Origin of the sequence: Aeromonas sp. s7(2024) (assembly GCF_040907825.1) — a bacterium.
Lineage (GTDB): Bacteria > Pseudomonadota > Gammaproteobacteria > Enterobacterales > Aeromonadaceae > Aeromonas > Aeromonas veronii.
In genome coordinates, this window is sequence record NZ_JBFOCM010000031.1 from 77,092 (window position 1) to 104,087 (window position 26,996).

Genomic DNA, 26,996 nt, shown 5'->3' on the forward strand with positions numbered 1-26,996 from the left:
ATGTGTCTATCCATCCCCTCTCAGGTGGTGCAACTGCACCCCGAAGATAACTGCGTCACCGTCGACACCCTTGGGGTGCAGCGGCGAGTCAGCTGCATGCTGCTCGAAGAGCCTCTCAACATTGGCGACTATGTGCTGCTCCACATCGGCTTTGTGATGAGCAAGATTGATGAAGAGGAGGCGCAGGCCAGCCTCGAGAGCTTCCGCCAGATGGTGGCCCTGATGCCCAAACAGGATATCTTGCCATGCTGACCCTCAATGATCTCTTTCAGGGCTTTCGCCAGCCCGAGGTGATCCGCGCCCTCGCCGCCCAAATTACAGAACTGGCCAAAGACCTGCCCGAGCCGCTGCGGGTGATGGAGGTGTGCGGCGGCCATACCCACACCATCATGAAGTACGGCCTGCACCAGCTGCTGCCAGCCAGCATCGAGTTCGTTCACGGCCCCGGCTGCCCGGTCTGCATCATGCCCAAAGAGCGCATCGATCAGGCCATTGAGCTGGCCCGCCAGCCCAACGTCATTCTGGTCACTCTGGGGGACATGATCCGGGTGCCGGGCTCCAAAGGCACGCTGGCCCAGCAGCGGGCCAAGGGGAGCGATATCCGCCCGGTCTATGACCCCCTCGATGCCCTGCGTATCGCCCGTGAGAACCCTGAGAAAACCGTGGTCTTCTTCGCCATCGGTTTCGAGACATCCACCCCGATGACCGCCGCCTTGCTGGCAGCGGCTGAAGCTGAGGGGATTGAGAATCTGCTGTTTCATATCAACCATGTGCTGGTGCCCCCCGCCATTCATGCGGTGATGGCCGACGGGGTGGCCAAGGTGAACGCCTTTATCGGCCCCTCTCACGTCAGCGTCATCACAGGCGCCGATATCTACCTGCCTATCGTCGAACGCTATCAGGTGCCGGTGGTGGTGAGCGGCTTCGAGCCGGTGGATGTGATGGAGGCGCTCTTGATGATGGTGCGCCAGAAGGTGGAGGGTCGCTACGCCCTGGAGGTGCAGTACAGCCGAGCCGTCACCGCCAGCGGCAATAAAGCCGCCCAGCGGCTGGTCGAGCGCTTTTTCGAGACCCGCGAGCACTTTCGCTGGCGAGGTCTGGGGGATATCAACGCCTCCGCCCTGCGCCTGCGCGATGCCTTCGCCAAGCGCGATGCGGAGCGCCACTTCGCGCTCAATCAGACTCCCATCGATGACCACAAGGCGTGCCAGTGCGCCGATATCCTGCGCGGCCTCGCCAAGCCGAACCAGTGCAAAGTCTTTGGCCGGGGCTGCACCCCGACCCAGCCCATGGGCAGCTGCATGGTCAGTTCCGAGGGGGCCTGCAATGCCTACTACCGATATATGGGGATCCAATGAGAGAAATTCAGTTAAGCCACGGCGGCGGCGGTGTAGAAATGAACCAGCTGATCAATCAGCTCTTCTTTCGCCACTTTGGCAACGAGATCCTGCTGCGCGGTGAAGATGCCGCCCTGCTGCCGGTGAGCGGCCCCGTTGCCTTCACCACCGACAGCTTTACCGTCTCGCCGCTCTTCTTCGAGGGGGGGGATATCGGCAAGCTGGCCATCGCCGGCACGGTCAACGATCTCGCCATGATGGGGGCCAAGCCCGAGTATCTGAGCTGCAGCTTTATCATCGAGGAGGGCTTCCCCTACGCCGATCTGGCCCGCATCGTCGAGTCGATGGCAGCAGAGCTTGCTAAGAGCGGCGCCCGCATCGTCTGCGGCGACACCAAGGTGGTGCCCAAGGGGGCAGCCGACAAGATCTTTATCAACACCAGCGGGGTCGGTACCTTCCCGCAGCCTGAGCAGAGCCGGGGCATCTCGGTACGCAACCTCAAGGCCGGTGATGCCATTCTGGTGTCGCGGGATATCGGCAGCCACGGCGCCTGCATCCTGATGGCCCGTGACGCCCTGCAACTGGGTTCCGATCTCAAGAGCGACTGCACCACCCTCTGGCCGCAGGTAGAAGCGCTGCTAAAAGCTGGCATTGCCCCTCACGCCCTGCGCGATGCCACTCGCGGTGGCCTTGCCGCCGTGCTGAATGAATGGAGCATTGCCTCCCAAGTGGCCATCGAGCTGGAGGAGTCCGCCATTCCGGTGTGCGATCCGGTGCGTGGCCTCTGCGAGCTCTACGGTTTCGAGCCCCATGATCTCGCCAACGAGGGAACCATGGTGCTGGCCCTGCCTGCCGAGCAGGCGCAGGACGCGCTGGGCATCTTGCGGCAATTCAACCCCGCAGCCAGTCAGATCGGCGTGGTGCAGGAGAGCGATCGCCACAAGGTGATCCTCAATAACCCCTGGGGCAGTCGCCGTTATCTGGAGCTGCCGCAAGGGGAGCTGCTGCCACGGATCTGTTGATCGGCCATGCCGTTCCGTCAATTACAGGGAGGAGTCACTGCTCCTCCCCATATCGGTTAAGGAGCCACCATGCACGAAATGTCTCTGGCCATGGCCGCCATCGATCTGGCGGCCGAACAGGCCACCCAGCGGGGCTTTAACAAAGTGACCGCTCTCTGGCTCGAGGTCGGCAGCTTCTCCTGCGTCGACCCGGACACCATTGCCTTCTGTTTCGAGGCTGCCGCCAAGGGCACTGCCGTCGAAGGGGCCCAGCTTCACTTTCAACATCAGGCGGCAGAGGCCTGGTGTTACGACTGCAACAAGACGGTCACCCTGCAAGAACGCGGGCAAGCCTGCCCCGAGTGTGGCGGATACAAATTACGAGTCGCGCAGGGTGATAGCCTGCGCATCACCGACATCGAGGTAAGTTGATATGTGTAGCGTATGCGGATGCGGCCAGGCGCGGATTGCCGGCCATGAGCACGATCATGAGCATCATCACGAACATGATCATAAGCACGACCATCATCATGCTCATGACGCCCATCACCATCATGATCACGAGCAGAGTGCGCCACGCACCCTGATCATTCACCACCACTATCACCATCAGGGAGATGTCCATCACCACTACCACGGGGTGCGGGCTCCCATAAGCCATGAGGGGCATGATCACCCCCATGAGCACCACCATGATCACCCCCACGACCATCATCATGAACATGCCCACTCTCATGACCACGGCCATTCCCACGCGCATCCCCATGATCACAGCCATGACCATGACCATGACCATGACCATGACCATGACCATGACCATCAGCAGGGTGACCTGCACTATGGCAAAGGGGAAGCGGGACTGTCGGTGCCCGGCATGGGGCAGCGCCAGCTGATCGCCATCGAGATGGACGTGCTGGCCAAGAACAATGCCTTGGCGGCCCACAACCGCGAGCACTTCGACGAAGCGGCCCAGCTGGTGCTCAATCTGGTGTCGAGCCCGGGTTCAGGCAAGACCACCCTGCTGTGCGAAACCCTGCGCCAGCTGGCCGACAAACGCCCCTGCGCCGTGATTGAAGGGGATCAGCAGACCAGTGCCGATGCGGATCGCATTCGCGCCACCGGCGTCCCTGCCGTGCAGATCAACACCGGCAAGGGCTGCCATCTGGATGCCAAAATGGTCCACGACGCCTGCCACCAGCTGCCCGCCAATGAAGGGGGCATCCTCTTTATCGAGAACGTGGGCAATCTGGTCTGCCCTGCCAGCTTCGATCTTGGCGAGAAGTACAAGGTGGCGATCCTCTCCGTCACCGAGGGGGAAGAGAAGCCGCTGAAATACCCGGACATGTTCGCAGCTGCCCAGCTGATGGTGATCAACAAGATCGATCTGCTGCCCTACGTCAGCTTTGACGTGGCCCGCTGCATCGAGAACGCCAAACGGGTCAACCCCTATATCCAGGTGATCCAGGTCAGCGCCACCACAGGCGAAGGGATGGATGCCTGGCTTAACTGGCTAGCCAGTGCCTGAACCAGAACCGGTTAAATGCCGTTACCAGTGGCGGATAACAAGAGAGGGAGGCTGATGCCTCCCTCTCTTTTATCTGCGCGCCTTGCCAACGGTTCTCTCTGTACAGAATGGCCAGCGACTCATACTCACGTCCCCTCACCCTGGCCCTCTCCCCAGGGAGAGGGAATCGGTTTGTGGATGCCGCGACTATACGACGCCCTCAAACCCCTCAGGGGAGCTTCGAGCATAACAACCAGCCATATTTTCAAACCCCGAGATTTTCCAAACCCTAAACCCTGAGCGTGGTGAGATGGCACCTTCAACTCCCTTCTCCCCTTGCGGGAGAAGGGCTGGGGATGAGGGGGAACTAACTATCAGGCCGCATTTTCAGCCAATACACCAGTCACGGGCTGCACCTCCCCAAAGCGCAGCACCCGATGGCAGATCTGGCGCAGCAGCGCCTGCTGGTGACTGAAGATCACCATGCCAAGCCCGCTCTGTTCGCACTCGCGCATCAACTCCCGCCAGAGCTGACGCTGTATTTGCGGATCCAGCTGGGCAGTCACCTCATCGGCAATCAGCAGACGAGTGCGAGGATCGAGGGCGCGCAGCAGCGCGATGCGGGCCAGCTCACCACCGGAGAGCTGACCGGGTTTACGACCAAGCCATTCAGGCTTGACCATAAAGCGGGCCATCATGGCGTCATCGGGGCGCCACACATCCCACAGCGCCTGCCCTGTGGTGCGATAGGGATTGAAGGTCAGTTCCGGGTGCTGGGGCACCAGCTGGATGGGGTTATAACCTTTTACCTGTTCAGGCACAGGCTGCCCATCCAGCAGGATCTGCCCGCCGGCCCCAACCGGTTGCCAACTCGCCAATACCCGCCCCAGCGTGGTCTTGCCATGGCCGCTCGGTGCGGAGATGCCGAGCCGCTCGCCCGCTTTCACCGTCAGCGATAACCCCTGCCAGAGGGGACGTTCCCCCTGGGCGATGGTGAGATTTCGTACTTCCAACATCAGGAAACCTCCGGCACAGAGAAGAGCGCGTTGAACTCCGGCAGCGCCTGCCAGTGGGCTCTGAGCATCTCGCTCCCCTGCCCCTGACGCAGATGGTGGCAGCTCAAGGTATCGCTCACCAGCCCTTGATGCAGCGCCACGATGCGATCGGCGAAGCGGGCCGCCAGCGCCAGATCGTGGGTCACCCAGAGGATACCGCTGCCCTGATTGGCCAATTCACGCAACTGGCCGAGCAGCAGACAAGCCAGCCCCTCGTCGAGCCAGGCGGTGATCTCGTCCGCCAGAATGTAGCGGGCGCCGCCAAGGGCCGCGGTGCAGGCCAGAATGCGCTTGGCCATGCCGCCGGAGAGCTGGCGCGGATAGCTATCCAAGGTGGTCGCGGGCAACTGGTAGCGCAGCAGCTGCTCGCCGAGCCGCTCGCGAGAACCGCTCTGGCCACACAGACGCGCCGCACGCCCCAGCTGGCGCTCCACCGTCAGCAGCGGATTGAGGGCGCTTACCCCCTGTGGCACATAGCAGAGGGTGTGGCCGCGCAGACGGGCCCGACTGGCATCGCACAGAGGCACGCCATCAAGGGAGATGCTGCCGCGCATCCGCAGGTTGTCCGGCAGCAATGTCAGGGCGCTTTGCAGCAGCAGGCTCTTGCCCTCGCCGCTCCCCCCCACCAGCGCCACTATCTCCCCCGGCGCCAGTTGCAGGCTGATATCGGTCAGCAATGGCTGCCAGCTGCGCCGCCCCAGCCAGGAGTAGTGGGCCGCCTCTATGGTCACATGATCAAAACTCAGCATGGTTCACTCCTGTGCCACAGCAGCTGTTGCAGGGCGCGGGTAGCCTGATCAAACAGCAACACCAGCAGCAGCAACATCAGGCCGGGGAAGAGGGCCAGCCACCAACCGCCACCGGCCAGATAACGCAGGGCATCGGCCAGCAGCAGACCCAGCGAGGCCTCGTGGGCCGCCAGACCAAAGCCGAGAAAGCTCAAGGCGGCGCTGTGCAACACCGCATGGGGAAACATCAACAGGGTGCCGATAAACCACTGGGGCAACAGGCCCGGTAGCAGGTGGGTGCGCCAGCGACGCAGCGCCCCCATCCCCTGACAGCGGGCCAGCACCACATAGTCGCTGCAGACGGTCCGCCGCGCTTCTGCGCAAAGGATCAGCGCCAACTTGGGCCAGTGGGTGAGTGCCACCGCCAGGATCACCCCGCGCATGCCGCCCCCCACGGTAAAGCAGATGAGGATCAGCAGCAGCATATGGGGCAGCGCCAGCATGGCGTCGATCACCATTCGTACCGCTGCATCACATCTGGGGTGAATGAGCGACACGCTTGCCGCCACCATGGCCAGCAGGCCACTGCAGAGAGCCGTGCTGATGCCAAGCTCCAGACTGGTGAGGGTGCCCTGAAAGGCGCGCAACCAGAGATCCCGCCCCATCTGATCGGTGCCGAACCAGTGGGTCAGCGAGGGAGGCTGCTGGCGCGCCAGCAGATCCATCGGCACATCCTGATGAGAGAGGCTCCAGCCGTAAGTGGCCAGCAGCGCCAATCCGAGCAGGGCAAAAACCAGCCGCAGTATGGAGGGAAGCGGATTAAACAGCATGCTCGTCCTCCCAACCCCGATTGATGCGGGCCAGCAGCAAACTGGCCACCGTGTTGCCAATAAAGACCAGCAGGGTGCAGAAGAGCACGATTCCCATCAGCAGGGGAATATCCCCCCTGAGCCCCGCATCAACGGTGGCCTGGCCGAGCCCCGGGTAGGAGAAGACCTTCTCGGCCAAGAGCGATCCGCCAATCAGCTCGCCAAGGGAGGCAAACTGCAGGCAAAGCGCTGGGGTCAGGGCATGGCGCAGCACATGAAAACGCAGCATGGGCCAGCCGCCATCCCCCTGAGCCCGGGCGTAGCGGATAAAGTCGCTCTCCAGCACCTCGGCCACCCGCGCCCGGGTATGCAGGGCAATGTTGCCCACCCCGAGCAGCGCCAGGGTGGTGACCGGCAGCAACAGATGGCGTGCTCGCATAGCCCAATCAGCCTCATCTGCGGAGAGGCCCGGCGTCCAGGCGCAGCAGACTGGCAGTAGCGGCCAGTGCACCGCAAACAGGGCGAGCAGCAACAGGCCGACCCAGAAGGTGGGCAAGGAGGCGAGCAGGTAGGCAAAACGACAAATCAGGCGATCGGGCCAGAGATTGAGATAGCGACCGGCGCAGAGGCCCAGCAGGATGCCGAAAAAGCCGGAGAGCAGCCAGGCGCCAGCCAGCAGCAGGAAGGAGGCGGCAAAGCGCTGGCCTATGACTTCACCCACCGGTGCGTTATAGAGCATGGAGTAACCGAGATCCCCCCGCAGCACCTGGGTAAACCAGTGCCAGTAGCGCAGCCAGAGCGGTTGATCCAGCCCCCAGCGAGCGGCGATGCGGGCGTACTGCTCCGGCGGCACATGGAGCAGATCGTTGCCGATATAGGCCTTGATGGGGTCGATGGGGGAGTAACTCAGCAGCACAAAGGTGGCGACCGAGACCAGACATAACAGCCCTGCCAGACGCAGCAGGGCTTTTAGCAACAGATAACCTGAATGACTCAAGGGCGAACTTAGCGGCACGTCCACCGCCAATCCTGCAGGTTGTTGAGCAGGGACCAGCTACCGTGAATTTCCGGCGCCCCCTTGCCAAGGTCGATGCAGCGGTTGGCGAGATAGGTATGCTGCACGTTGAGCAGCCAGGCCCAGGCGGCATCCCCCTGTACCCCGGCGCCGGTCTTGCCATCCCACTCCACCTGCTGCCAGAACGGCAACGCCGCCTGCCAGTTCGGAGCATCCAGCGCCTGCTTGAGGTGGCCATCCACCACAGGATTGCTGTAGTAGCCCGGGTTGTAGAACTCTACACCACCGGAGCCGCTCTGGTAGTGGTGATAGAGCTCCATGGGATCCAGACTCCCCCACCCCATCAGCACCGGGTTGGCGTGCATCTCCCGCTCCACCTGCTCCCAGCTGCCGGACTTGAGGCTCACCTCAAGGCCAATGGGCCCCAGCATGGCGCGCACCGCTTCCGCCAAATCCCGGCGGGTGCTGTCGCCGCTGGTGTACCAGAGGGTAAAGGCGGCGCGCAGAGAGCCCTTGTGGCGAATGCCATCGCTGCCCATCTTCCAGCCCGCCTCGTCGAGCAGGGCATTGGCGTGGGCGACATCCCCATCCTTGAAGGCGGTGGCTTTGTTCAGCCAGGGCAAGCCTTCCACCGCACTGTAGGCGGGGATGGCGTGCCCTTCCAGTAGCTGATCGGCCAGTAGCTTGCGGTCGATGGCGTAGTTGATGGCGCGGCGCACCGCCACGTCCGAGGTCACGTCGTTGCCGATGGGATAACCCTTGGCATCTTTTTTACCCGCTGCAGGAATGGGGAAGACGATGCCGCGGTTCTCCACGCTCGGCCGCACCCACAGCTTGAGGGAGGCAGGCACGGTGGGCGCCAGCGACGGGGCAATGCGCACCACATCGAGCTGGCTGCTCTGGGCCGCGGCATAGGCGCTCTCTTCGTCGATAAAGACAAACACCAGCCGTTTGAAGTCATTGTTGCCACCGGCGTAATAGGGGTTCGCCTCCACCACCAGCTGTTGACCGGGCAGGAAGCTCACCAGCCGGTAGGGGCCGGCACCGACCGGTTTTTGGGCATACGCTTTTGCGTCGTAATCCCGCTTCGACACTATCCCCAAGGATCCCAGCACGTTGACGAAGGTGCTCTGGGGGGCACTCAGGGTGATGGCAACTTCGGTGGGTGAGAGCACCTTGGCCGAGACAAAGTTGCCCATGTCGATCTTGCCACCACCCTTGGCTGCGCTGTTGTAGGTAAAGGCCACATCCTCGGCGGTGAGCGGCGCGCCGTTGGAGAATTTCAGGTCAGGCTTGAGGGTAATGAGCCACCCCTTGCCATCCTTGTTCGGGGTCACCGATTGGGTGAGCACATTCTGCCAGCTGAGATCGGCGTTTTGTTTGAGCAGCGGACTGTGCAGCAACAGGTAGCTGCCGTGACTCCAGCCAAGCAGAGGGTCAAACCCTTCGGTGGGTTCGGCGCCGATGGCGAGCTTGAGCTCGGCAGGCACAGGTTGAGCAGCGGCCAGCGCCGCGTGAGAAGCGGTGCCCAGCAGCAAAGTCAACAGGGCGGCAGCACTGGTGCCACAGTAATGGCGAAGGGAATTGCGTGGAACAGTCATGGGGATCCTTCTTGTTTTGTACCACTCACGGATCATCACTCAAAAAAGAGGTGGAATGCGTGTCTGAACATGGGAGTGAGGGGCCAAAATGCCCCCTATTCTAAACTTGATTTCGCGTGAAACCTAGCGACTATGCCGGTTGACCGCGCCGTGCACCGAATAGCCGTCTGCGACCCAGATCCACGCTGCCAGCCCCTTGCTGCACCGGCAAGGAGAGCAGCATCTTGAGGGTGCTGCTCACCAGTGCTCGCCCCTCCCCGGCCCCGAGATGAGGATCGAGCGGCGACATCAGGGAGCAAGCCAGCAACTGTCCCGTCTCGGGCAATTCACCCACCATAAAGGTCATGTTGCCGCAGGGGAGTTGCAGGGCGATCCGATCGCTGCTGCTGCGCACCGGCCAGAGTTGATCCGGCCCCGGCAGCACCACCACGCTCAGCATCCAGGGGGTGAGCACGCAGCCGAGCCACTGTCCTTCAAACAGCACGCACTCGGCCACGATGGGCATGCTGGCGTGATAGAAGGGCAGCACCTGCATCTCTTCGCGAGCGATCCGCTCGTACTGGGCTACCAGCAAGGGTGCTGGATTGGTGGCAAAACCGGCAAACTCCTGCGCTGTCTCCGGTACTCTCTCCAGCACTCTCTCAGCCTCGCTTAAATGGGACTGCGCCATAGGCCCTCCCGTGCTTGTTCAGCTTTCTCCTGCTCAGAGAGCGGAATGGCGGGCGCGCCAACGGCGGCCAGCAGGGTCAAAATCCGATCCGTCGCCTCCCCCATGGCAGCCACCACCACAGGGGTGAGGCCGATGCGGGGCTCGAGGGATTCGGGCTCGACCCCGATCAGGGTGAGCCGCTTTGGCGACTCCCCCGTCATGTGCAGCGCCGAGAGCACATCCGCCAGCCCCAGCTGGTGCGGGGAGATCTTGCGGCCAAACAGGGTCGGGATCTCCTCATCTTTCAGAGTCACGACGGTGCCCGGCGGATTACCGCTGCGCACCGCATCCGCCAGAATGATGTGATCGCGACTGGCCATCGCTTCGAGCAACTCCATGCCGGCGGTACCGCCATCGAGCAGCTCGATGCCGGGGGCGAAACAGTAGTTGCGCCCCAGCGCCTCGACGATGCGAACCCCCACCGCCTCATCGCTCAAGAGCAGGTTGCCGACGCCCAGGATCAGGGTGTTCATCACAGCACCTTCACCTGAGTCGTTTCACCATTTTGGGTATCCACCACATGCACAGCGCAGGACATGCAGGGGTCGAACGAGTGGACGGTGCGCACCACTTCCAGCGGCTTGGCGGGATCCGCCACCGGGGTGCCCACCAGCGCCTGCTCGTAGGGGCCGGGCTCATCATTGAAGTTGCGCGGGCCCGAGTTCCAGGTCGATGGCACCACCGCCTGATAGTTCTCGATCTTGCCGCCCTTGATGACGATCCAGTGGGAGAGCATGCCGCGCGGTGCCTCTTCAAAGCCCACTCCGCGAAACTCCTTGTCCGCCGGGATCTCGGTCTTGATGTATGCGCTGAAATCCCCCTTGCCGATGTTGTCCACCAGCGCCTTCCACTGGTGCGCCAGGGTATCTTTGAGCACACAGCAGCGCACCGCGCGACCGATGATGCGGCCCATGGTGGAGTGCAGCTGTTCAGTCTTGATGGCTGAGCCGGTCAGCGCCTTGTAGATGCCGTTCAACTGATCGAAATGCGCCACCGTCTCCGGGTGTTTGGCGGCGAGCTTCACCAGCAAGTCGGCAAGCGGCCCCACCTCCACCACCTTGCCGTAGAAGGTGGGGGATTTGACCCAGGAGTATTTGCCGTCATCCTGCCAACCGGTGTAGTTCGGCTCGGTCTTGCCCTCCCACGGCTTGAGCGGCTCGTCATCCTTGTACCAGGCGTGCTTGTTGCTCTCGGCGATGCCCTCCATCAGCCAGCCATCCTGATGACTCTCGATGGGGCGATAACCCGCCAGATTGCCATTCTCGATATAGCCGCCCGGCATCAGGAAGCTGCCACCGTTGGCGTCGGTGGGGAGCTCCGGCACGCTCAGGTAGTGCTTGGCCCCCTGCCCCAGACTCAGCCACTCGGGGTAGTGGGCAGCGATGATGGCGGCATCCACCTTGTAGACCTGCTCGATAAACTCGCCGAGCCGGTCGATAAAGCTCTTCACATAGAGCAGTCGCTCTAGGTTGAGCACGCTCGGTGCATCCAGATTGATGGGGTTGGCCACGCCGCCCACCGCCAGATTCTGGATGTGCGGGCTCTTGCCCCCCAGAATGGCGACAATGCGGTTGGCATCGCGCTGGCACTCCAGTGCCTGCAGGTAGTGGGCCACGGCGATGAGGTTCACCTCCGGGCTCAGCTTCATCTCCTTGTGACCCCAGTAGCCGTTGGCAAAGATGCCGAGCTGACCGCTCGCCACCAGCGCGCGGATCTTGTCCTGCACCTTGGTCAGTTCATCGGCACTGTTGAGGGACCAGGTTGATACTCCTTTGAGCATGTCCGCCGCTTTTTGCGGATTGGCCTCAAGGGCCGCGGTGATGTCCACCCAGTCCAGCGCGGAGAGCTGGTAGAAGTGGACGATGTGATCGTGGATGTTGTGGGCCGCGATGATGAGGTTGCGGATGTACTGGGCGTTGACCGGCACCTTGGCGCCGATGGCGTTCTCCACCGCCCGCACCGAGGCGATGGCGTGAATGGAGGTACATACCCCGCAGATGCGCTGCACTATCATCCAGGCATCGCGCGGGTCGTTGCCCTTGACGATCTCCTCCATCCCGCGCCACATGGTGCCGGACGACCAGGCTTTGGTCACTTTACCGCCTTCGATTTCGCAGTCGATACGCAGGTGCCCCTCAATGCGGGTGATGGGGTCTATGGTGATACGTTGGCTCATACGTTGGCTTTCCCTCGGGCCTGATAATCTTGGTGAACACGTTCAAGTGATGGCAGTACCGGCAAGAGCCGGATCAACAGCAAATAGGCACACACCTCGATGGCAACAAAGCCCAGAGAGATCAGCACCTCCTCCGCAGAGGGAAAGTAGTGGTAGCCATTGCCGGGGTTGAAGGCGAGCAGGGAGTAATCCAGCCGCCAGAGGGCGGCGCCCAGCAGCATGCTGAGGGCCCCCAGGAACAACATGCGCGAATCCCGGCGGCTCTTGTCCCAGTGGAACACCAGCAGCGGGAAGATCATCAGCGCAATCTCGCTCCAGAACATGATGGAGAAGTGATTGAACTCAGAGAGATACTCCGACTTGTCGTGGATGACGATCTCGGCAAAGCGCAGCGCCACAAACAGGATCAGGAAGATATCGATCACCTGGGTCAGCTTGTAAAAGAGCGACTTCTCGTTGGGGCCCCGTCCCGCCAATCCGGCCTGCACCAAAGAGCCCTCAAATACCACGATGGAAAAACCCATGATGAAGGCGGTCAGCAGCGAAAAGACCGGCAGCAGCTCGTAGCTTTGCCAGAGCGGATGGATCTTCTCCCCCGCCACTATCATCAAGGATCCCATGGAGGATTGGTGCATGGTGGGCAACAGAGCCCCCAGCGCCAGCACGAAGAACATGATCTTGTTGAGGCGAATGAGCGACGCCTTCCAGCCGAACTTCTCCAGCAGCACGGGAGCGAACTCCAGCGCCATCACCCCGATATAGATGGTCATGCAGACCGCCGTCTCGAACAGCACCGAGGAGGTGTTGAAGTGACCGGGCAGGTAGAAGTACGGAAGGTTCCAGTAACGCCCCACGTCGATGGTGATGGAGAGGCCGCCCAGCGAGTAGCCGAACAGGCTCGCCAACAGGGCCGGTCGCACCAGCGGGTGGTACTCGCCACGGTTGAACACATAAACCGCCCAAGCCAGTGCCCAGCCGCCGCAGGCGAAACCGGTGCCGATCAGCAGATCGAACGAGATCCAGAGCCCCCAGGGGTAGCCGCCATTCAGATCGGTGACCGAGCCCAGCCCGAATACGAGGCGTTTTAAAATCAACATGCCGCACAGCACGGCAAAGGGGGCCAGCACCAGCACAGGCCAGCTGACCAGCTTGCCGCCGAGGGGATGTGCCTTGTGGTTACTCATGATCCTTGCCTCCCTTTGTGGTGCCCTGATCCTTGATCTGCACACTCCCCTGATCATGGCCATCATCGTGATGATGATCGTGACCATTCTTGGTGTTGCGGCGGATCAGCACCGAAAGGCCGGTCAGCACCACCATGGGCAGCACCATCCCCTTGTAGAGGGTGTGCTGGATATGCTCGGAGCGGGCACCGGAGGAGAGCTCCGGCAAGTCGGGCATGTCGAGCCTGGTGTAGGGCACTCCGGCCAGCACCAGCACCTGGGTGCCGCCCCCCTCCTTCTCGCCATAGACGTAAGGCTGGTAGTTGGGCACCTCGTGCAGGTAGGGGTCGCTGGCCTTGAGGGTCTGGCGCGGATAGGCATATTCGCTGCCCGGAGTCGCCAGCATGCGACGCTTGGCCTCGGCCATCAGCTCCTCGCGGGTGCCGAAGATGACGGCGCCGGTCGGGCACACCTCGACGCAGCCGGGCAATTTGCCCTGATCGATCCGTTCAAGCCCCTTCTGGTTGCAGAGCTCGCACTTGTGGATCGCCCCCAGCGGATTGTCGTAGTCATATTTGGGCACATCGAACGGGCAGCCCACCATGCAGTAGCGACAGCCGGTGCAGACGCTCGGGTCGTAGTGAACGATGCCGGTCTTGGGATCTTTTTTAAGAGCCTGCACCGGGCAGACGGAGACGCAGTTGGGATCGACGCAGTGCATGCACTGCTTCTTGATGTAGGCGTAGCCATCCACCAGCTGATCCTTGTGCTCGCCAGTGCCGCTCTTCCACACCTGAATGATGTTGTTGGTGTAGGGGGTCAGCTTGTCGTTGTTGGACCAGGTTTGCGCCCCGGCTGGATTGGCCGGATTGCCGTTAAGGCGCTGACACTCCGCCACACAGGCCTGACAGCCAACGCAGAGGGTGGAGTCGTAGAGCATGCCGAGTGCGCCGGGAATGGGCGGCTTGTTCTTGGCCGCCGCCATTGCGGTGCCGGGTACGGCTGTGCCCGCCGCCAGCGCACCGACGGAGGCGAATTTGAGGAAGTTGCGTCTGTTCACGGTTACTCCTCCCGTGATGGGTGCTGCCCGGCTTCGTGGCGTTTCTGCTGGCGACCGAGTTCACGCACCGTCATCAGACTCACCCCCACCAACACCCCGAGGGCGCCACCGATAAGGCCGGTCGCGGTGGGCGAGGTATAGCCCCCCTCCTGAATTTTCACGTCGGGTTTATCCACCCGCGGGGTCGGGTTCTCGACCTTGGCGAGCTGGAAGATCCCCTTACTAAAACCGACCCCCTGCTCGTTGCAGCCATAACAGGGGTGACCGATGCCGACCGGCCAGATGCCGCCGCCCACATCGCAGAACTCCAGAGTTGAACAGTTGCCATAGGTCTCCGGCCCCTTGCAGCCCAGATGGTATAGGCACCAGCCCTGACGGTGGCCCTCGTCGCCAAACTCCTTGGCAAAACGCCCCGCGTCGAAGTGCGGACGACGCTCGCAGTTCTCGTGGATCAGCCGCTCATAGGCAAACAGCGGGCGCTTTTTGCTATCCAGCGCTGGCAGCTTGCCGTAGGTGATGTAGTAGGCAACCGTGGTGAGGAAGTTGTGGGGATTGGGCGGGCAGCCCGGGATATTGATGATGGGAGTACCGATATTGCCGAGGGCCTCTTCGAGGCTGACCGCGCCGGTCGGGTTGCCGCCGCTGGCAGGCACTCCGCCCCAGGCGGCACAGGAGCCGATGGCAATCACCGCAGCCGCGTCGGCGGCAGCACGGCGAATATGGTCGACAATAGGCTCACCGGCCACCATGCAGTAGACGCCGCCATCCTTGAGCGGAATGGAGCCATCCACCACCAGCACATATTTGCCTTTATAACGCTTGATGGCGTTGTGCTTGTTCTCTTCAGCCTGATGACCAAAGGCCGCCGAGAGTACCTCGTGGTACTCCAGCGAAATGGTGTTGAGGATCAGGTTCTCGATGGTGGGGTGGGTGGCGCGCAGCAGCGATTCGGTACAGCCGGTGCACTCCTGCGCCCCAATCCAGATCACCGGCGGCCGTTCGGGGCTGGTGAGCGCAGTGGCCATCTTGGCGACGGCATGCTGACTTAATCCCAGGGTTGCGGCCATCCCGGCACACAATTTCATAAAATCACGGCGATTAATCCCATGAGCCGATAAAAAATTATCCTCGACCATTCTACTTATTCCCGTAGTGAGCACTTGTTTGATAAATGCTTAATAGCGGAAATGCTAAGGACTCACCCACCCTGCAGTATTGATCTCTATCAATTTCGACCGGCTTACCCCTATTTTCATAGCGAGCCACATCACAAATGAAATTAATTACCCCCTAAGGGATATTTAGCGACACCGTAAATTTTATGAACTTAATTGGATATTAAATAATTAATCACCGCATATCCTCTCTTTCACTGTGAGCCAAATTAACATGATTGAAATCTTGGCTATACCGCTCATTTCACAATACTGATGCCCACCAATAAATGATCCGTTGAATATATCTTTACTCATCTCATTGCATATTTCATGCAGTCATCCACGGGACAACCTCCTGACTTGCCTCCCCACACCAGAACTGTCTCACGGCCAGCTGCCACCGGTAGCAAGCACGGCCTGCACGGCACGATTTACCTGCATGTAGCTTGGTTTCAGTTTGCATTTTACCTGCGCTTCAGTGCGACACGTTCTACTGCGAGCCCACACAGCACAACCCCGCTTGGCCTCCCTGCCGTTTAACACCGCTTAATGAAAAGATGCCGCCGAGGTATGCATATCAATACGCTCCCCCCACTCTTTATTGTCTTGGATGCTGGTGAGTAAAATATCGCACTCACGGATATGTTTACGCATCATCGTGAATCTGCATTCAAATTAATGGTGAGAGAAAAGGCAAGGTGGAAGGCTGCCTTCAGCATAGTTGATCATATTTAACTTGCGATACATTCGCTCATCCGGTTACAGATGTTACCGCACGCATTCACACTATTTACCTTCACGTCACCCTGCGTAATTAACCAGAGCGTAAATATCCATCTCTATCGATATAGATGATAATTGTTCTTGTTCAATGGCAACCCTAAAAAATGAGTTGGGATAACGATGAACATGACAAGCGATAAGGGTGTTAATCATCAGCCGAGCAGTGGCTCCAGCCACTACCTTGCCTGATCGAACTCGAACTCGTTGACAGCCCTGCTCACCTCGTGAAATGCAGCCCGCAGCAGTTGCAGTTGCAGAGAGAATGCCTCCCCCCCTGAATGCCTCTGATAACCACGCCATGGAGCCTTGTTTCTGGCTGGCCCTACGGACACTTGCCAAGTGCGGGAATTGAACAAAAAACCGAGAAAAATCAAGATAGATAGCCAATTAAAATGACATAATTGACTATAGTTCAATCGAACGTTTGAAAAACGTGACCACTTCACATGGGCCCAGCGCAATGACCACTGAACGGGAACAGTTGATCCGCTCACTGTTTGATGAGTACATCGAGATGTATTCATCACGGGATGATCGGCTCACCACGCGGTTTAGCGACAATTTCAGCGGCTTTGCCGGCAGCAGTGATGTTCTGGTTACCGATAAAGATGAGTGGATCCGGATAACCCGCCGCGATTTTGCCCAGATCCCGGGCAGGATCCGCCTGGAAATACTCGATATGACCCTGCAAGATCTGGCCGCTGATGTGGTAGCAGTCACCGCCTTCTTTCATATCCATCTACCGAAATCAGAACCTATCCTCTCCCGCAGAACCGCCAGGCTGGTGCTGATTTTTCGACACGAAGCCATGGCGTGGAAAATTGCTCACAGCAGTATCTCCATCCCTTACAGTGCGGCTCGGGAAAGCGAAATTTACCCGATGACCAGTCTGGAGGAGCGCCAACATGAGCTGGAGCTCATTATCGAGCTCAGAACCAAGGAGCTGGCGGAAGCGAACCGGAAACTGGAAGCGCTCAGCAATACCGACGGGCTCACCAACATCGGCAACCGTCGTCTGTTCGACAACTCATTGAACCAGGCCTGGGAGCACTGTATTCAGACAGAGATGCCGATTGCGCTCATCATGCTCGACATCGATCATTTCAAGCAGTTCAACGACCTCTATGGCCACGTTGCCGGTGACGAGTGCCTTCGATTGCTGGCCCATACCCTGGCGCAATCCGGGCGCCGCTCGGGGGAGTTGGTGGCTCGCTACGGCGGAGAGGAATTTGTCATCCTGCTGCCACATGTCGAGCGTCAATCCGCCTATGAAATTGCCCAACATATCCAGCGACTGATTTTTGCACTCGCGCAGCCACACGCACAAAATACCACCGGTCTGGTGACCGTTAGCATGGGTGTTGCCTGCCTCAGACCATCGAGTCACTGGCAGCCGTCTGAACTGGTCAAACTGGCTGATGCTGCGCTCTACACCGCCAAATCATCCGGCCGTAACTGCATCAGACTGGCGGAGTCACCCAGCCTCCCGTAGCACCTCTGCCCATAAAACCCTCATACGCGACCATCCTCCCCATGGGGAACCACTGCGCGCTAACCATGCACGGCAAGGCTCAACGCATCCCATCGCAACATACCTTCCCACTGATCCAGTGTGCTTTGATAGGTATCCGCCGCGTTGTAATGGGCCATGGCATGCAGGCGGGCATGATGGCCAAGTCGCTTGACCACATCGGGCATGGTGTTGAGGCTGGCCAGCACCTGCGCCAGATCGCCGGGATCGTTTGGCTGATATTTGCGGCAATTCACGTCATCGGTGAGGTGTCGATCCCACCAGGCGCCATCGGCCGGGATCACTACACATAATCCTGCCGCCATGGCCTCCAGAATGGAGAGACCAAAGGGTTCCTGATGGCTGGTGGAGACAAAAATGCCGCATTGAGATCGGATCTCGTCAAGATTGGCGGGGTTGGCATACCAATAGGTGTCTGGCAGTTGTGGCTGGGGCTGGCTGCAGGGTTGCAGCGTGCCCTTGGGCTGCAGATAGCACACCATCAGCTCGGGGCGAGCGTCAGGGATCAGTTGATGGGCGGCCAGCATGGTCTCCAGCCCCTTCCAGCGCAGCAACGAGGCCGCCCACAAAATACGAGGCCCCCCCAGAGTCGCTTTGGGCCAATCAATCTCGCTCAAGCCGTTGGTAAATGGCTGCCAGTGTGACGGGAACTCGGTCTCGCCAAGCCGGGCCAGCAATGCCGCCAGGGAGCTGCGGGTTGATTCCAGATAAAAGACAAAACTCGCCCGTTGCAAGGCTCTGGCAGAGAGGCCCGAGCATCCCACAGGGCCATGGATCAGCTGAACCACCCGGCACCTCAACCAGCGGGCCGCCCAGTAACAGCAGAGATCCACCCCCGGCCCGGACGCCGCCACCAGGCACTTCACCTGCCCCAGGCGCAACACCAGCCAGAGGATGAGCAGGGTCTGCCACCCCTGTTTGAGCAGATAGCCGATGCCGGACTCCCGCCCCTTCAATATGTGGGGCAGCCAAAGGGGATGATGCTGGCAACGGGGCCAGGAGTCGGGATCCTGGGTCAGCACATGGCATGTGAGCCCGGGCATCCGTTTGGCCAACTCATCGAGCAGCACTTCGGTCGCAACCTTGGAGCCCCCGCGAAACGGGATAGGATCCACAACGATTATCTTTCCAAACACCGGCTCAGTTTGCATGCTCATCTTGCTGCTCCCTTACGGCGGCCAAACCCCAGTTGCACTTTTTGCGCCACTTTTGCCATCCCACTCGCCAGCATATTGCGCCCTCTGGCAAGGAGTCGTAGCCCCGCCCAATGAATGAGTGGTCGGAAGGGTGTGGGGGCCGTGGCGTGCCAACGACCAGCCAGCGCGGCGTCCCACACCGCCGTGACCCCGTCGACATAGCGCGCCACCGTGAACAGCTGTGCGGCACGCAACTGAGCGGCCCGCCCCATTTCACATCGGCGCTGCGGATTGCTCAATTGCCGCCAGTGATCAGCCATCTCGGCCCAATCCCCCGGGGTTGCTAGCAAACCGGTCACCCCCTCCTCCACCACTTCGGGGATGCCGCCCACCCGATAGGCACTGACCGGAAGCCCCAACATGCCCGCCTCCGCCAACGTCAGACCAAACACCTCCTCACGGGCTCCGGAGACCAGCAGATCCACCCCGCCCCGCAAGATAGCGGCACTGTCCGGCCGCTCGCCGAGAAAGTGGACACGCTCGGCCACCCCGAGCTCGACAGCCAACGCCATCAATGCTTCCCGCTCCGGACCGCTGCCAATGATCAGCAACTGAGCCTCCTCCCCCGATGCCATCAGGGCAGCCAGCGAGCGGATCAGCAGATCAATCCCCTTGCGTTTGATCAATGAGCCGACGGTGGCGATGATCATATCCCCCGGTGGCAAGCCCAGCATGCCGACGACCGGCCAGTGAGCACCGCCATTCAGGCGAGCGGCATCGACCCCGTTGGGTACCCGGATCAACCGATCGGCCGCGCAGCCATCCTGGCGCCAACCGGTCAACACCGGCTCGCTCACCCCAATCAGCACGCTTGCCTGATGGACCCGCAGGCTGAATCTGTCTCTGGGCTGGTAACGGGCATGGAGGTGGCACACCAGCGGTACCTGCAACGCCCGACAGACCCCCACCAGCCACTGACAAGGGGCCGCGCTGTTGGCGTGCACCAGCCCAATCTGCCGCTCGGTGATGAGCTCTCTGGCTCGCCGGGAGAGGCGCCGATGGGCTGCAAGATCAAAACGGGGCGCCTGCCATCCCAGCAGCAGGCTGAACGGCTCGACCATGGTTTCTACCCCGAGGGTGGCCGCCTCTGCCGCCAGAGCCGGGCTATTGCACCAGAGCAGGGGCGTAAACCGGCTGCGATCGAGGTGGGCCAGCAGATCCAGCAGGCAGCGTTCGCTGCCGCGGATCCAGTCCTCTCCGTAGTGAACCAGCAAAACAGGGGTTGCGTTCATCCTCTTGCTCCCTTTGGTGGCACTGCCGGCAACCGGGTTGCCTCCTGATGATCCTTAGCGGTGGCCTTCACCTCTGTGGCCGCCTGCTGCACGTACTTGATGGCGGCGACGGCCAGCGCCAACTCCAGATAGATGGGCCAGGTAAACCCTTGGGTCAGGAAGGATCCCGAAATCACAAACCCCACCATGCTGGCCATCACCCCCTGCATCGCCGTGATCACTGCAGGAGGCATGCCAGCAAGCTGGCAACGCCAGCCACTGCGCAGGGTCACCGTCACCATGCCGATAAACAGCGCCAACCCGACAAAGCCGGTTTCAGCCAGCACCCCGAACCAGGTGGAGTGCACCGCATGATTCAGTCCATCCCAATGGGGGCTGTAGAAGAAATAGTTGTAATAGAAATTGGACAAGCCCACCCCTACCAGCGGATGGCCCAGCGCCATGCCCCAGGCCGCTTGCCAGGCGTAGATCCGCCCCATGGCCGAGGCATCGACCCCGCTCTCGGCGGCGCCGCCAGATGCCCGGTCACTGATCCCGGCGGCGGAAAACAGCACCACCAGCGCGACCATCCCCATCGAGATCAACAGGGTTTTCGACTTCACCCGCTGCCAGGCAAACAGGCCGCTGACCGCACACACGCCAAGCAAGCCGCCGCGGCTCTGGGTGGCGATAATGGCGGCGGCGGTCAGCGCAAAGCCGAGCCCACCCAGTAAACGCCCCCCTACCCCATTGCCCTGATTGAGCAGCAAGCTCAGCGAAAAACCGGCAGGAAAGAGCAGCACCAGCGCCAGATCGTTGGGATCCCCCAGCACAGAGCCCAGCTCGCGCCCTATGGTCACCCGGGTCCCCTCCACCAGCCCGATCCCGCTCGCCTTGTTGTAGAGGGCCACCAGCGCCACCAGACAACCCGCCACCACGAAGGTGCGCACCGCCAGCGCAAAATCCCCCGGGGTGCGCACCAGCCAGGCGGTGGCCAGGGTCATCAGATAGATCTTGCTGTAGCTGCCGGTCCAGGTGGCGATCGCCTCGCCCCGGTTGCTGGCAAACAGCACACCGATGGAGACCATCGCAAAGAAGGCCGTCAGCCAGCTCAGTGCTGGACTCCAGTAGGGCTTGATCCGGCCGGTCAGCAAAATGTGCCAGACCAACGCGCCGATGGCTGCCAGCGAGAAGAGCAGCGGGATCTTGAGGGGATAGAGCTGGGGGAATACCTCATGCAGCCGAAAAAAGGAGAAAGTGACAAACCCCAGCACCATCAAGAAGGGCCAGCGCAGGGCAAACCAGATGGCGGGAATGGCAAGGCCGAGCACCGGCAGCAGCAAGGGATGGGGCAGCCGCCACCAGAGCAGAGCCAGCACCAGACAGATGGTGCTGGCCCAGATGGCCGGCGTTAGACGAGCCATGATCCTGCCCACCATTGGCCGAGCCAGACCATCGCCAGCGCCCCGAGCGAACTGGCCCAGAGGGTGGAGAGGCGATACGGCAGCGGCAGCAACCGCTGGCTCACCAGATAAAAGGCCAGCGCCCGCCCCAGATAGACCAGCAGCAGGGTCCAGATCACCCCGGCGACCCCGAAGGGGGGGATGGCGAGCAGAAAGCCTGCCACCCCAAGGGCGCTGCAGCCCAGATTGATCACCATCTGGGCATTGCTCTTCTCGCCGCTAAAGCAGCCGACATTGAGCAAGTCCGAAACATTGCGCACCGCCATACCCAGCACCAGCAGCGGAATATAGGCGATCGCCCCGTGATAGCTCTCCGGGGTCAGCCAGCGAATGAGCAAGGGGGCGGTAAGCCCGACAATCCCCGCGGTAACAAACCCCAGTACCGACCCCATCACGCTGTAGTGGGCATTGAGCCGCAGTCCATCCGGCTCGCGCAGCAGCATGAAACGGCGGGGATACCACCAGAGGGCAAAGGGTTGCAGCAACAACCCCACCGCCAGCGCGAGCTTGCCCGCCACCGCGTAGTAGGCAAGCAGCGCCTCACCCACCACATCGGCCAGCAACCAGCGATCCAGTCCGCTCAGGGCAAAGCCTGCCAGCCCGCTCACCACCAGGGGCAATCCATAGCGCAGCAGCGGCCGATAGTGCTGCCAGTCAAAGCGGATCCCGCTATCTCGCCACTGCCAGAGGCTCAGCAGCAGCGCCAGTGCAACGCAGGTCAGGGTGCCGGAGGCCAGCACCCCGCTCACGCCCCAGCCGAGCCAGAGCCACCAGCCGGTCAGCACCGACTGGATCACCGCCTTGCCTGCGGTCGCCACGAAAAAGAGCCGCGCCTGATTGCGCATCCGCAGCCATGCCAGTGGCACGCCGATCACCCCTTCAAACGGCAGGGCGCAGAGCACCCAGCGCACATCCGCAAGGCGGGTTTCAACCGGCAGCCAGGCTTGCACCACTGGTGCCAGCAGCCAGAGCAGCACCAGACTGGCCAGGGCGATCAGCCAAACCAGCCCAAACATGCGGGCCACCACCTGCTGGCGCTCCTGCTCATCTTTCGCCAATCCGGCAAAGCGGTAGAGGGCATCCACCAGCCCGAAGCCAAGGATCAGGGAGCCCAGATTGATGAGGGTCAGCAGCACCTCCAGCTGGCCGTATTCACGAGGCAGCAGCTGATGGGTCAACACCGGCAGCATCAGCAGGGAGATCCCCTTCATCAGGAGCAAGCCGCCGGCGTAATAGAGCATGGCAATCTGGTTCACACCAAGTTTCATAGGGCCTCCCAGCCACCCGAAGCATCCCGCTCCGGGTCAGCTACCGCTAATGCAAAGCCCACGCCACTCACTCCCGCCCAGAGACGATAGCTTCTCTGTGCGGTTTAACCGGCCTAAGCAAGCCCAGAATGAGACTGGCATTTGCGTTTTGCACAACGCGGGCTGCAAATTGCACCGACCAGCGCAATCTGCCCCTCCTCTTAGCCCCATTTGGCCCGATCACACTGGGGTCGTCCTGTTGGCCCGATCCCTGCTTTCTGCTTAGCGAGCAACGGACTGCACCAGAGGGAGAGGTCGCCATGAACACCATCAACCTACACCGGATGAAAAGCTGGGCCAAACAGGGGGAAACGCCACTGGCTCGCCGGGTATGGCGACTGGCCAAAAGCGCCCGCCACTGGTCATGCCCCGTGATCCCTCCCCTGCATCGGCTGCTTTATCGGCTCTATCTGCTGGGCAGCAACGCGCTGGCGACCCTGACCCGCACCCTTTGGTGGACCCCCTTGTTTCAATCTCGCCTGACGGCCCCCGCTCCGCGCCTCTACCTCTATGGCGGCATCCCCTATATCAGCGGTCCGGTCACCATCGAGATCGGTGCCGACTGCCGCCTCAGCGCCGCCATGACCATCAGCGGCCGGGCATCGAGCCAGACACCAAGGCTGGTGATTGGCCGCAATGTCGGGATTGGCTGGCAGACCACCCTGGCGGTGGGCAGCAAGATAGTGCTGGGGGATAACGTCAGAATTGCAGGCCGTGCCTTTCTGGCGGGCTACCCGGGGCACCCGATCAACGCCCGCGATCGCGCTCTTGGCAAACCGGATCGCGATGAACAGGTGGGGGCCATTGTGCTTGAGCAGGATGTCTGGCTCGGCACCGGGGTGATGGTGATGGCCGGTGTCACCATAGGCGCCGGTACCATTGTCGCCGCAGGCAGCGTCGTCACCCGGGATCTGCCCGCAGGTGTGCTGGCAGCGGGTGTCCCGGCCACCGTACTGCGTCCCTTGCAGCCACAGGATCACAGCGACCCCGCACACGCTTCGGAGACCTTTGCATGAAACCACACACACTGCCGCAACTGGTGGTATTGGGAGAGGATTGGGGCCAGCACCCCTCCAGCACCCAACACCTGATCAAGCGTCTGTTGCCCGATTATCAAGTGCTCTGGGTCAACTCCATCGGCATGCGCTGTCCCCGCTTTACCCTTCATGATCTCACCCGCATCGTCCGCAAACTGGGGGCCGTGCTGCGCGGCGCGCGCCATGCTGGCGGCCAGTCGGTTGCGCCATCAGAGGTCAGCAGCCCTCGGGTACTGCCGCCGCTCGCCTTGCCACTGCCGGGCAGTCGGCTGGCGGGCAAGATCAATGGCCACTGGCTGGCGGCGCAGATCCGGCGTCAGCTGCCCGAGCTGGATCGCCCCTTGCTCTGGATCTCCCTGCCCAGCGCCGTCGATCTGATTGGCAAGCTCGAAGAGCGGGCGGTGATCTACTACTGCGGCGATGACTTCTCGGCGCTGGCTGGGGTGGATCATCAGGCTATCGCTCACTGCGAGGCCCGACTGGTGGAAAAAGCCGATCTCATTCTGGCCGCCAGCCCCGCGCTGGCCAGCCGCTTTCCCCCCCATAAAACCCGGCTCCTCAGCCACGGCGTGGATCTCGACCTGTTTATGCCCCCCAGAGAGCGTCCGGCGGATCTCCCCTCCGGCCGCCCCATTGCCGGATTTTACGGCAGCCTGAGCGACTGGATTGATATCCCCCTGCTGGCAGAGACGGCCGCCGCCCTGCCCCACTGGGATCTGGTGCTGATTGGCCCGGTCCAGACCGATATCTCCCCCCTCAAGGGGCTCCCCAATATCCATCTGCTGGGGCCCCGTCCCCATCACACGCTGGCGGCCTATGCCCAGCACTGGCAGGTGAGTCTGCTGCCCTTTGTCGACAACGCCCAGATCCGTGCTTGCAATCCGTTGAAATTGCGCGAGTATCTGGCCGTAGGGCGCCCCATCGTCAGCACCGATTTTCCGGCTCTCGATGGCTATCGGGATCAGATCCAGCTCCCCCAGGATGGGGAGAGCCTGGCCCAGGCCATCAACCGGGCCGCCTTTGATCAATCCAATCCGGGCTGGTTTCAGGAGAGTGGCTGGGAGGGGCTAACCCGCAGCGAAGGGCGCCACACTCGCCAACAACAGGTGGCCCTGCAAAGCTGGGATCACAAGGCTGCCGAGCTGAACAACTGGTTGAAGGGGCTGCCCGGATGAGCAGAGGGCTCTGGCTGGTTATCCTGCTCTGCTGCCATGCAGCAATGGCCGCGACCCGACTGGAGGGGCAGACCCCGCTGTCCCTGACGGGCAACCAGACACCCCAGCGGCTCGATCTGAGCCCCCACAGCTGGCCGGTGAGCAGCGATGATGAACTGGTGATCGAGGGCCATAACCCCAGCGCCCACCCGCAAACCCTGATCCTGCGTATCGACGATGAGGCCTCGGTCAACTACCGCAGCCGGGTCAATCTGGAGCGGATTGTCGCCCCCGGCCCCTTCACCCAGCGCTTTGCCTTGAGCGAGTGGCGCACCAGCCAACCCAGAGCGCTGGCGCTGGACAAACTCACCAAGCTCTATCTTTTTATGGCCGATAACGCCCCCTCAATGACCATTCACCGCTGGTACTGGGAGCCCGGTTTGACCTTGCCAGCGGGCACCATTGCGCTGGATCTGGGGGCGGCCGCCGCGCCCCGCTTTACCGGCTTTGAGGCCCTGAGCCCGGGGGATCCCCGGCTGATTGGCCATCCCACCCCCATCTTGCGCCCCTCAGGCGATGCCCTGGTGCGCGATGGGCTGCGCAATCTCGACGGGGTGCGGCTGGAGGTCGCCAAGGGACGCTACCAGCTCACCCTCTGGCTCGATGACCCCGGCGAGTGGGAGTACCTCCCCCACCCCTTCGAGCGCAGCGTGCTGGTCAATGGTGAGCCCATCTGGGCCGAGCAGTGGCAACCGCAGGAGTGGCTAACGCAGCGCTATCTGGCGGGGCAATCTCGCGAGGCACTGCCAAACCCGGATCCCTGGCAGCTGTTCGGGGCACGACAGGGCGGCCCCGTTCATGTCACTCTGAACCACCGCGGCGGCCCGCTCACTATCACATTGGTGGGCCACTCACCGGATGCCAAATACCTGGCAGGGCTACTGCTTGCCCCCTATCCGGCCCCCACCAGCAAAGAGGCTCTCCCAAATAGTGGAAAAGATCACGCCGTATTGGCCGACGCTACCGCCATCGTGCTGACCAAGCAGCGCCAGCTGTTTTTGGAAAAGTGGACCCTGGCCCCCTATTCCCCAACCCCAGCCCCTGCTTCGCAGCAGCTGAGCCTCACGCCGATTAAGGATGCCGCCCCAACCCTGCAGATCGCCCCGCTATCTGCGGCCGATGCGTTGCAGCAAGCTTCGCAACCGGTGCTGGCCGCCCGTGGCAGCCAGCTGCTGCTGGAATTTGCCATCCACGCCGCCACCGACGATCCGGCCCCCTTGCTGGTGATCCAGCCCCCTGAGCAGGCAGGATCGCCGCTGGCGCTGACCCCCTATTACGGCAAGTGGCATCTGGTTCGCCCGCAGGCGAGCGGCACCCTGCTGGCTCCCTCGGATCAGGAGCTGGTCGAGGGGATCGCCGGGCTCACCCTGCTGGCAGACGCACCTCGGCGTCTGGTGCTGCAAATGACCGTCCCCAGAGACGCCCCGGCGGGGCGCTATCAGGGCAATATTCAGCTGCTGAGCCAACAGCAACTGGTGCAATTGCCGCTAACCATCGAGGTGCTGCCGCTGACCCTGCCCGCGGCCAGCAAGCCGGTCGGCATCTATGTCGAAGCGCCCCCCTATCTGAATTGGCTGAGCCCCAATCCCGAGGCACTAAAAGAGCAGGTCGCCGCGGCCAGTCGCTGCGATCTGCAGCGGCTCGCCAAACTCGGGATCAGCGGCCTCTCGCCCGCTCTGCCACAGGATGAAGCGGGGATGCGGGAGATTCCTTGTCGATTCTCAGACTATTTGCTGTCACGGCATTCAGCACGCTGCAAATGTTATGCCGGGCAGTGCCACGGCACTTGTTCTCCAAATGCTACTCTTTGCACCTTATTCACCGACACCCACTCCTCGTTTTGATTGCCAAATTGCAATTAACCTCCCCCGCACGTTGCAAACTGCAATTCACCTTGGCCGAGATCGTCCGATAACAGGCTAAATGGCTGATAATTCAA

25 protein-coding genes are annotated in these 26,996 nt (G+C 61.5%); 9 read left to right on the forward strand and 16 right to left on the reverse strand.

The genetic code is table 11. The features are described from left to right. From AB5Y73_RS13720 to hypA, 4 genes are all read left to right on the forward strand, one after another. Positions 1–252 carry a HypC/HybG/HupF family hydrogenase formation chaperone gene (locus AB5Y73_RS13720; protein ID WP_043819819.1) on the forward strand — a complete coding sequence of 84 codons (252 nt, stop codon included), beginning with the start codon at positions 1–3 and terminating at the stop codon, positions 250–252. Continuing rightward, positions 246–1,358, forward strand: a complete 1,113-nt coding sequence (gene hypD, locus AB5Y73_RS13725; RefSeq protein ID WP_118853783.1) for a hydrogenase formation protein HypD — start codon at positions 246–248, stop codon at positions 1,356–1,358. The genes AB5Y73_RS13720 and hypD overlap by 7 nt, the downstream gene beginning before the upstream one ends. Further along, a complete protein-coding gene (gene hypE, locus AB5Y73_RS13730; protein WP_181497285.1) occupies positions 1,355–2,359 on the forward strand; it encodes a hydrogenase expression/formation protein HypE in 1,005 nt (334 codons plus the stop codon). The genes hypD and hypE overlap by 4 nt, the downstream gene beginning before the upstream one ends. Before the next feature lie 69 nt (positions 2,360–2,428). Next, the gene (gene hypA / locus AB5Y73_RS13735; RefSeq protein ID WP_118853782.1) at positions 2,429–2,770 is read left to right on the forward strand and encodes a hydrogenase maturation nickel metallochaperone HypA; all 342 of its coding nucleotides are present in this window, start codon (positions 2,429–2,431) and stop codon (positions 2,768–2,770) included. On the opposite strand, the gene AB5Y73_RS13740 is transcribed toward hypA, so the two are convergent. Beyond that, entirely contained in the window at positions 2,748–3,104 is a 357-nt protein-coding gene (locus tag AB5Y73_RS13740; RefSeq protein ID WP_234829649.1) for a hypothetical protein, read from the reverse strand. The genes hypA and AB5Y73_RS13740 overlap by 23 nt on opposite strands. On the opposite strand from AB5Y73_RS13740, the gene hypB reads away from it, so the two are divergent. Beyond that, entirely contained in the window at positions 2,991–3,863 is an 873-nt protein-coding gene (gene hypB, locus AB5Y73_RS13745) for a hydrogenase nickel incorporation protein HypB (protein WP_205422051.1), read from the forward strand. The two genes, AB5Y73_RS13740 and hypB, sit on opposite strands and share 114 nt — an antisense overlap. 353 nt (positions 3,864–4,216) lie before the next feature. Here the strand turns inward: hypB and AB5Y73_RS13750 are convergent, their stop codons facing one another. The 11 genes from AB5Y73_RS13750 to hybO all read right to left on the reverse strand — a co-directional run bounded on the left by AB5Y73_RS13750 (position 4,217) and on the right by hybO (position 15,294). Continuing rightward, a complete protein-coding gene (locus AB5Y73_RS13750; protein ID WP_118853780.1) occupies positions 4,217–4,858 on the reverse strand; it encodes an ATP-binding cassette domain-containing protein in 642 nt (213 codons plus the stop codon). After that, positions 4,858–5,646: an ATP-binding cassette domain-containing protein gene (locus AB5Y73_RS13755; RefSeq protein ID WP_118853779.1), complete on the reverse strand. Its 789-nt coding sequence runs from the start codon at positions 5,644–5,646 to the stop codon at positions 4,858–4,860. The genes AB5Y73_RS13750 and AB5Y73_RS13755 overlap by 1 nt, the downstream gene beginning before the upstream one ends. Next, a complete protein-coding gene (locus tag AB5Y73_RS13760; RefSeq protein ID WP_118853778.1) occupies positions 5,640–6,455 on the reverse strand; it encodes an ABC transporter permease in 816 nt (271 codons plus the stop codon). The genes AB5Y73_RS13755 and AB5Y73_RS13760 overlap by 7 nt, the downstream gene beginning before the upstream one ends. Then, positions 6,445–7,455 carry an ABC transporter permease gene (locus tag AB5Y73_RS13765; protein ID WP_118853777.1) on the reverse strand — a complete coding sequence of 337 codons (1,011 nt, stop codon included), beginning with the start codon at positions 7,453–7,455 and terminating at the stop codon, positions 6,445–6,447. The genes AB5Y73_RS13760 and AB5Y73_RS13765 overlap by 11 nt, the downstream gene beginning before the upstream one ends. Continuing rightward, on the reverse strand, positions 7,440–9,050 hold the full coding sequence (locus AB5Y73_RS13770) for an ABC transporter substrate-binding protein (RefSeq protein WP_279499591.1): 1,611 nt from the start codon (positions 9,048–9,050) through the stop codon (positions 7,440–7,442). The genes AB5Y73_RS13765 and AB5Y73_RS13770 overlap by 16 nt, the downstream gene beginning before the upstream one ends. A gap of 130 nt (positions 9,051–9,180) precedes the next feature. Beyond that, entirely contained in the window at positions 9,181–9,720 is a 540-nt protein-coding gene (gene hybE, locus AB5Y73_RS13775; RefSeq protein WP_159143602.1) for a hydrogenase-2 assembly chaperone, read from the reverse strand. Beyond that, positions 9,702–10,232 carry a HyaD/HybD family hydrogenase maturation endopeptidase gene (locus AB5Y73_RS13780; protein WP_279499590.1) on the reverse strand — a complete coding sequence of 177 codons (531 nt, stop codon included), beginning with the start codon at positions 10,230–10,232 and terminating at the stop codon, positions 9,702–9,704. The genes hybE and AB5Y73_RS13780 overlap by 19 nt, the downstream gene beginning before the upstream one ends. After that, the gene (gene hybC / locus AB5Y73_RS13785) at positions 10,232–11,935 is read right to left on the reverse strand and encodes a hydrogenase 2 large subunit (protein WP_279499589.1); all 1,704 of its coding nucleotides are present in this window, start codon (positions 11,933–11,935) and stop codon (positions 10,232–10,234) included. The genes AB5Y73_RS13780 and hybC overlap by 1 nt, the downstream gene beginning before the upstream one ends. Beyond that, on the reverse strand, positions 11,932–13,119 hold the full coding sequence (hybB, locus tag AB5Y73_RS13790) for a Ni/Fe-hydrogenase cytochrome b subunit (RefSeq protein ID WP_279499588.1): 1,188 nt from the start codon (positions 13,117–13,119) through the stop codon (positions 11,932–11,934). Before hybB ends, hybC begins: the two co-directional genes overlap by 4 nt. Continuing rightward, positions 13,112–14,158 (reverse strand): hydrogenase 2 operon protein HybA, encoded by a 1,047-nt coding sequence (gene hybA, locus AB5Y73_RS13795; protein WP_107682879.1) that lies wholly within the window; start codon positions 14,156–14,158, stop codon positions 13,112–13,114. The genes hybB and hybA overlap by 8 nt, the downstream gene beginning before the upstream one ends. 2 nt (positions 14,159–14,160) lie before the next feature. After that, on the reverse strand, positions 14,161–15,294 hold the full coding sequence (gene hybO, locus AB5Y73_RS13800) for a hydrogenase 2 small subunit (RefSeq protein ID WP_005345182.1): 1,134 nt from the start codon (positions 15,292–15,294) through the stop codon (positions 14,161–14,163). 1,264 nt (positions 15,295–16,558) lie between these two features. On the opposite strand from hybO, the gene AB5Y73_RS13805 reads away from it, so the two are divergent. Further along, entirely contained in the window at positions 16,559–17,590 is a 1,032-nt protein-coding gene (locus AB5Y73_RS13805) for a diguanylate cyclase (RefSeq protein ID WP_107682877.1), read from the forward strand. A 59-nt stretch (positions 17,591–17,649) separates the two neighbouring features. On the opposite strand, the gene AB5Y73_RS13810 is transcribed toward AB5Y73_RS13805, so the two are convergent. Genes AB5Y73_RS13810 through AB5Y73_RS13825 form a run of 4 tightly spaced genes read right to left on the reverse strand, consistent with a single transcriptional unit; the run spans position 17,650 to position 22,767 of the window. Then, entirely contained in the window at positions 17,650–18,786 is a 1,137-nt protein-coding gene (locus tag AB5Y73_RS13810; RefSeq protein ID WP_279499587.1) for a glycosyltransferase family 4 protein, read from the reverse strand. Further along, positions 18,783–20,057, reverse strand: a complete 1,275-nt coding sequence (locus AB5Y73_RS13815) for a glycosyltransferase family 4 protein (RefSeq protein ID WP_368147947.1) — start codon at positions 20,055–20,057, stop codon at positions 18,783–18,785. The genes AB5Y73_RS13810 and AB5Y73_RS13815 overlap by 4 nt, the downstream gene beginning before the upstream one ends. Further along, positions 20,054–21,460 carry an O-antigen ligase family protein gene (locus AB5Y73_RS13820; RefSeq protein ID WP_279499585.1) on the reverse strand — a complete coding sequence of 469 codons (1,407 nt, stop codon included), beginning with the start codon at positions 21,458–21,460 and terminating at the stop codon, positions 20,054–20,056. Before AB5Y73_RS13820 ends, AB5Y73_RS13815 begins: the two co-directional genes overlap by 4 nt. Continuing rightward, complete coding sequence (locus AB5Y73_RS13825; RefSeq protein ID WP_279499584.1) at positions 21,448–22,767, reverse strand: lipopolysaccharide biosynthesis protein; 1,320 nt, start codon at positions 22,765–22,767, stop codon at positions 21,448–21,450. Before AB5Y73_RS13825 ends, AB5Y73_RS13820 begins: the two co-directional genes overlap by 13 nt. A 299-nt stretch (positions 22,768–23,066) precedes the next feature. On the opposite strand from AB5Y73_RS13825, the gene AB5Y73_RS13830 reads away from it, so the two are divergent. From AB5Y73_RS13830 to AB5Y73_RS13840, 3 genes are read left to right on the forward strand one after another with little or no spacing between them, the layout of a single operon-like run. Further along, a complete protein-coding gene (locus tag AB5Y73_RS13830) occupies positions 23,067–23,822 on the forward strand; it encodes an acyltransferase (protein ID WP_279499583.1) in 756 nt (251 codons plus the stop codon). Then, positions 23,819–25,018, forward strand: a complete 1,200-nt coding sequence (locus tag AB5Y73_RS13835; protein WP_279499582.1) for a glycosyltransferase — start codon at positions 23,819–23,821, stop codon at positions 25,016–25,018. The genes AB5Y73_RS13830 and AB5Y73_RS13835 overlap by 4 nt, the downstream gene beginning before the upstream one ends. Beyond that, positions 25,015–26,901, forward strand: a complete 1,887-nt coding sequence (locus tag AB5Y73_RS13840; RefSeq protein WP_234829648.1) for a hypothetical protein — start codon at positions 25,015–25,017, stop codon at positions 26,899–26,901. The genes AB5Y73_RS13835 and AB5Y73_RS13840 overlap by 4 nt, the downstream gene beginning before the upstream one ends. Positions 26,902–26,996: the final 95 nt, after the last annotated feature.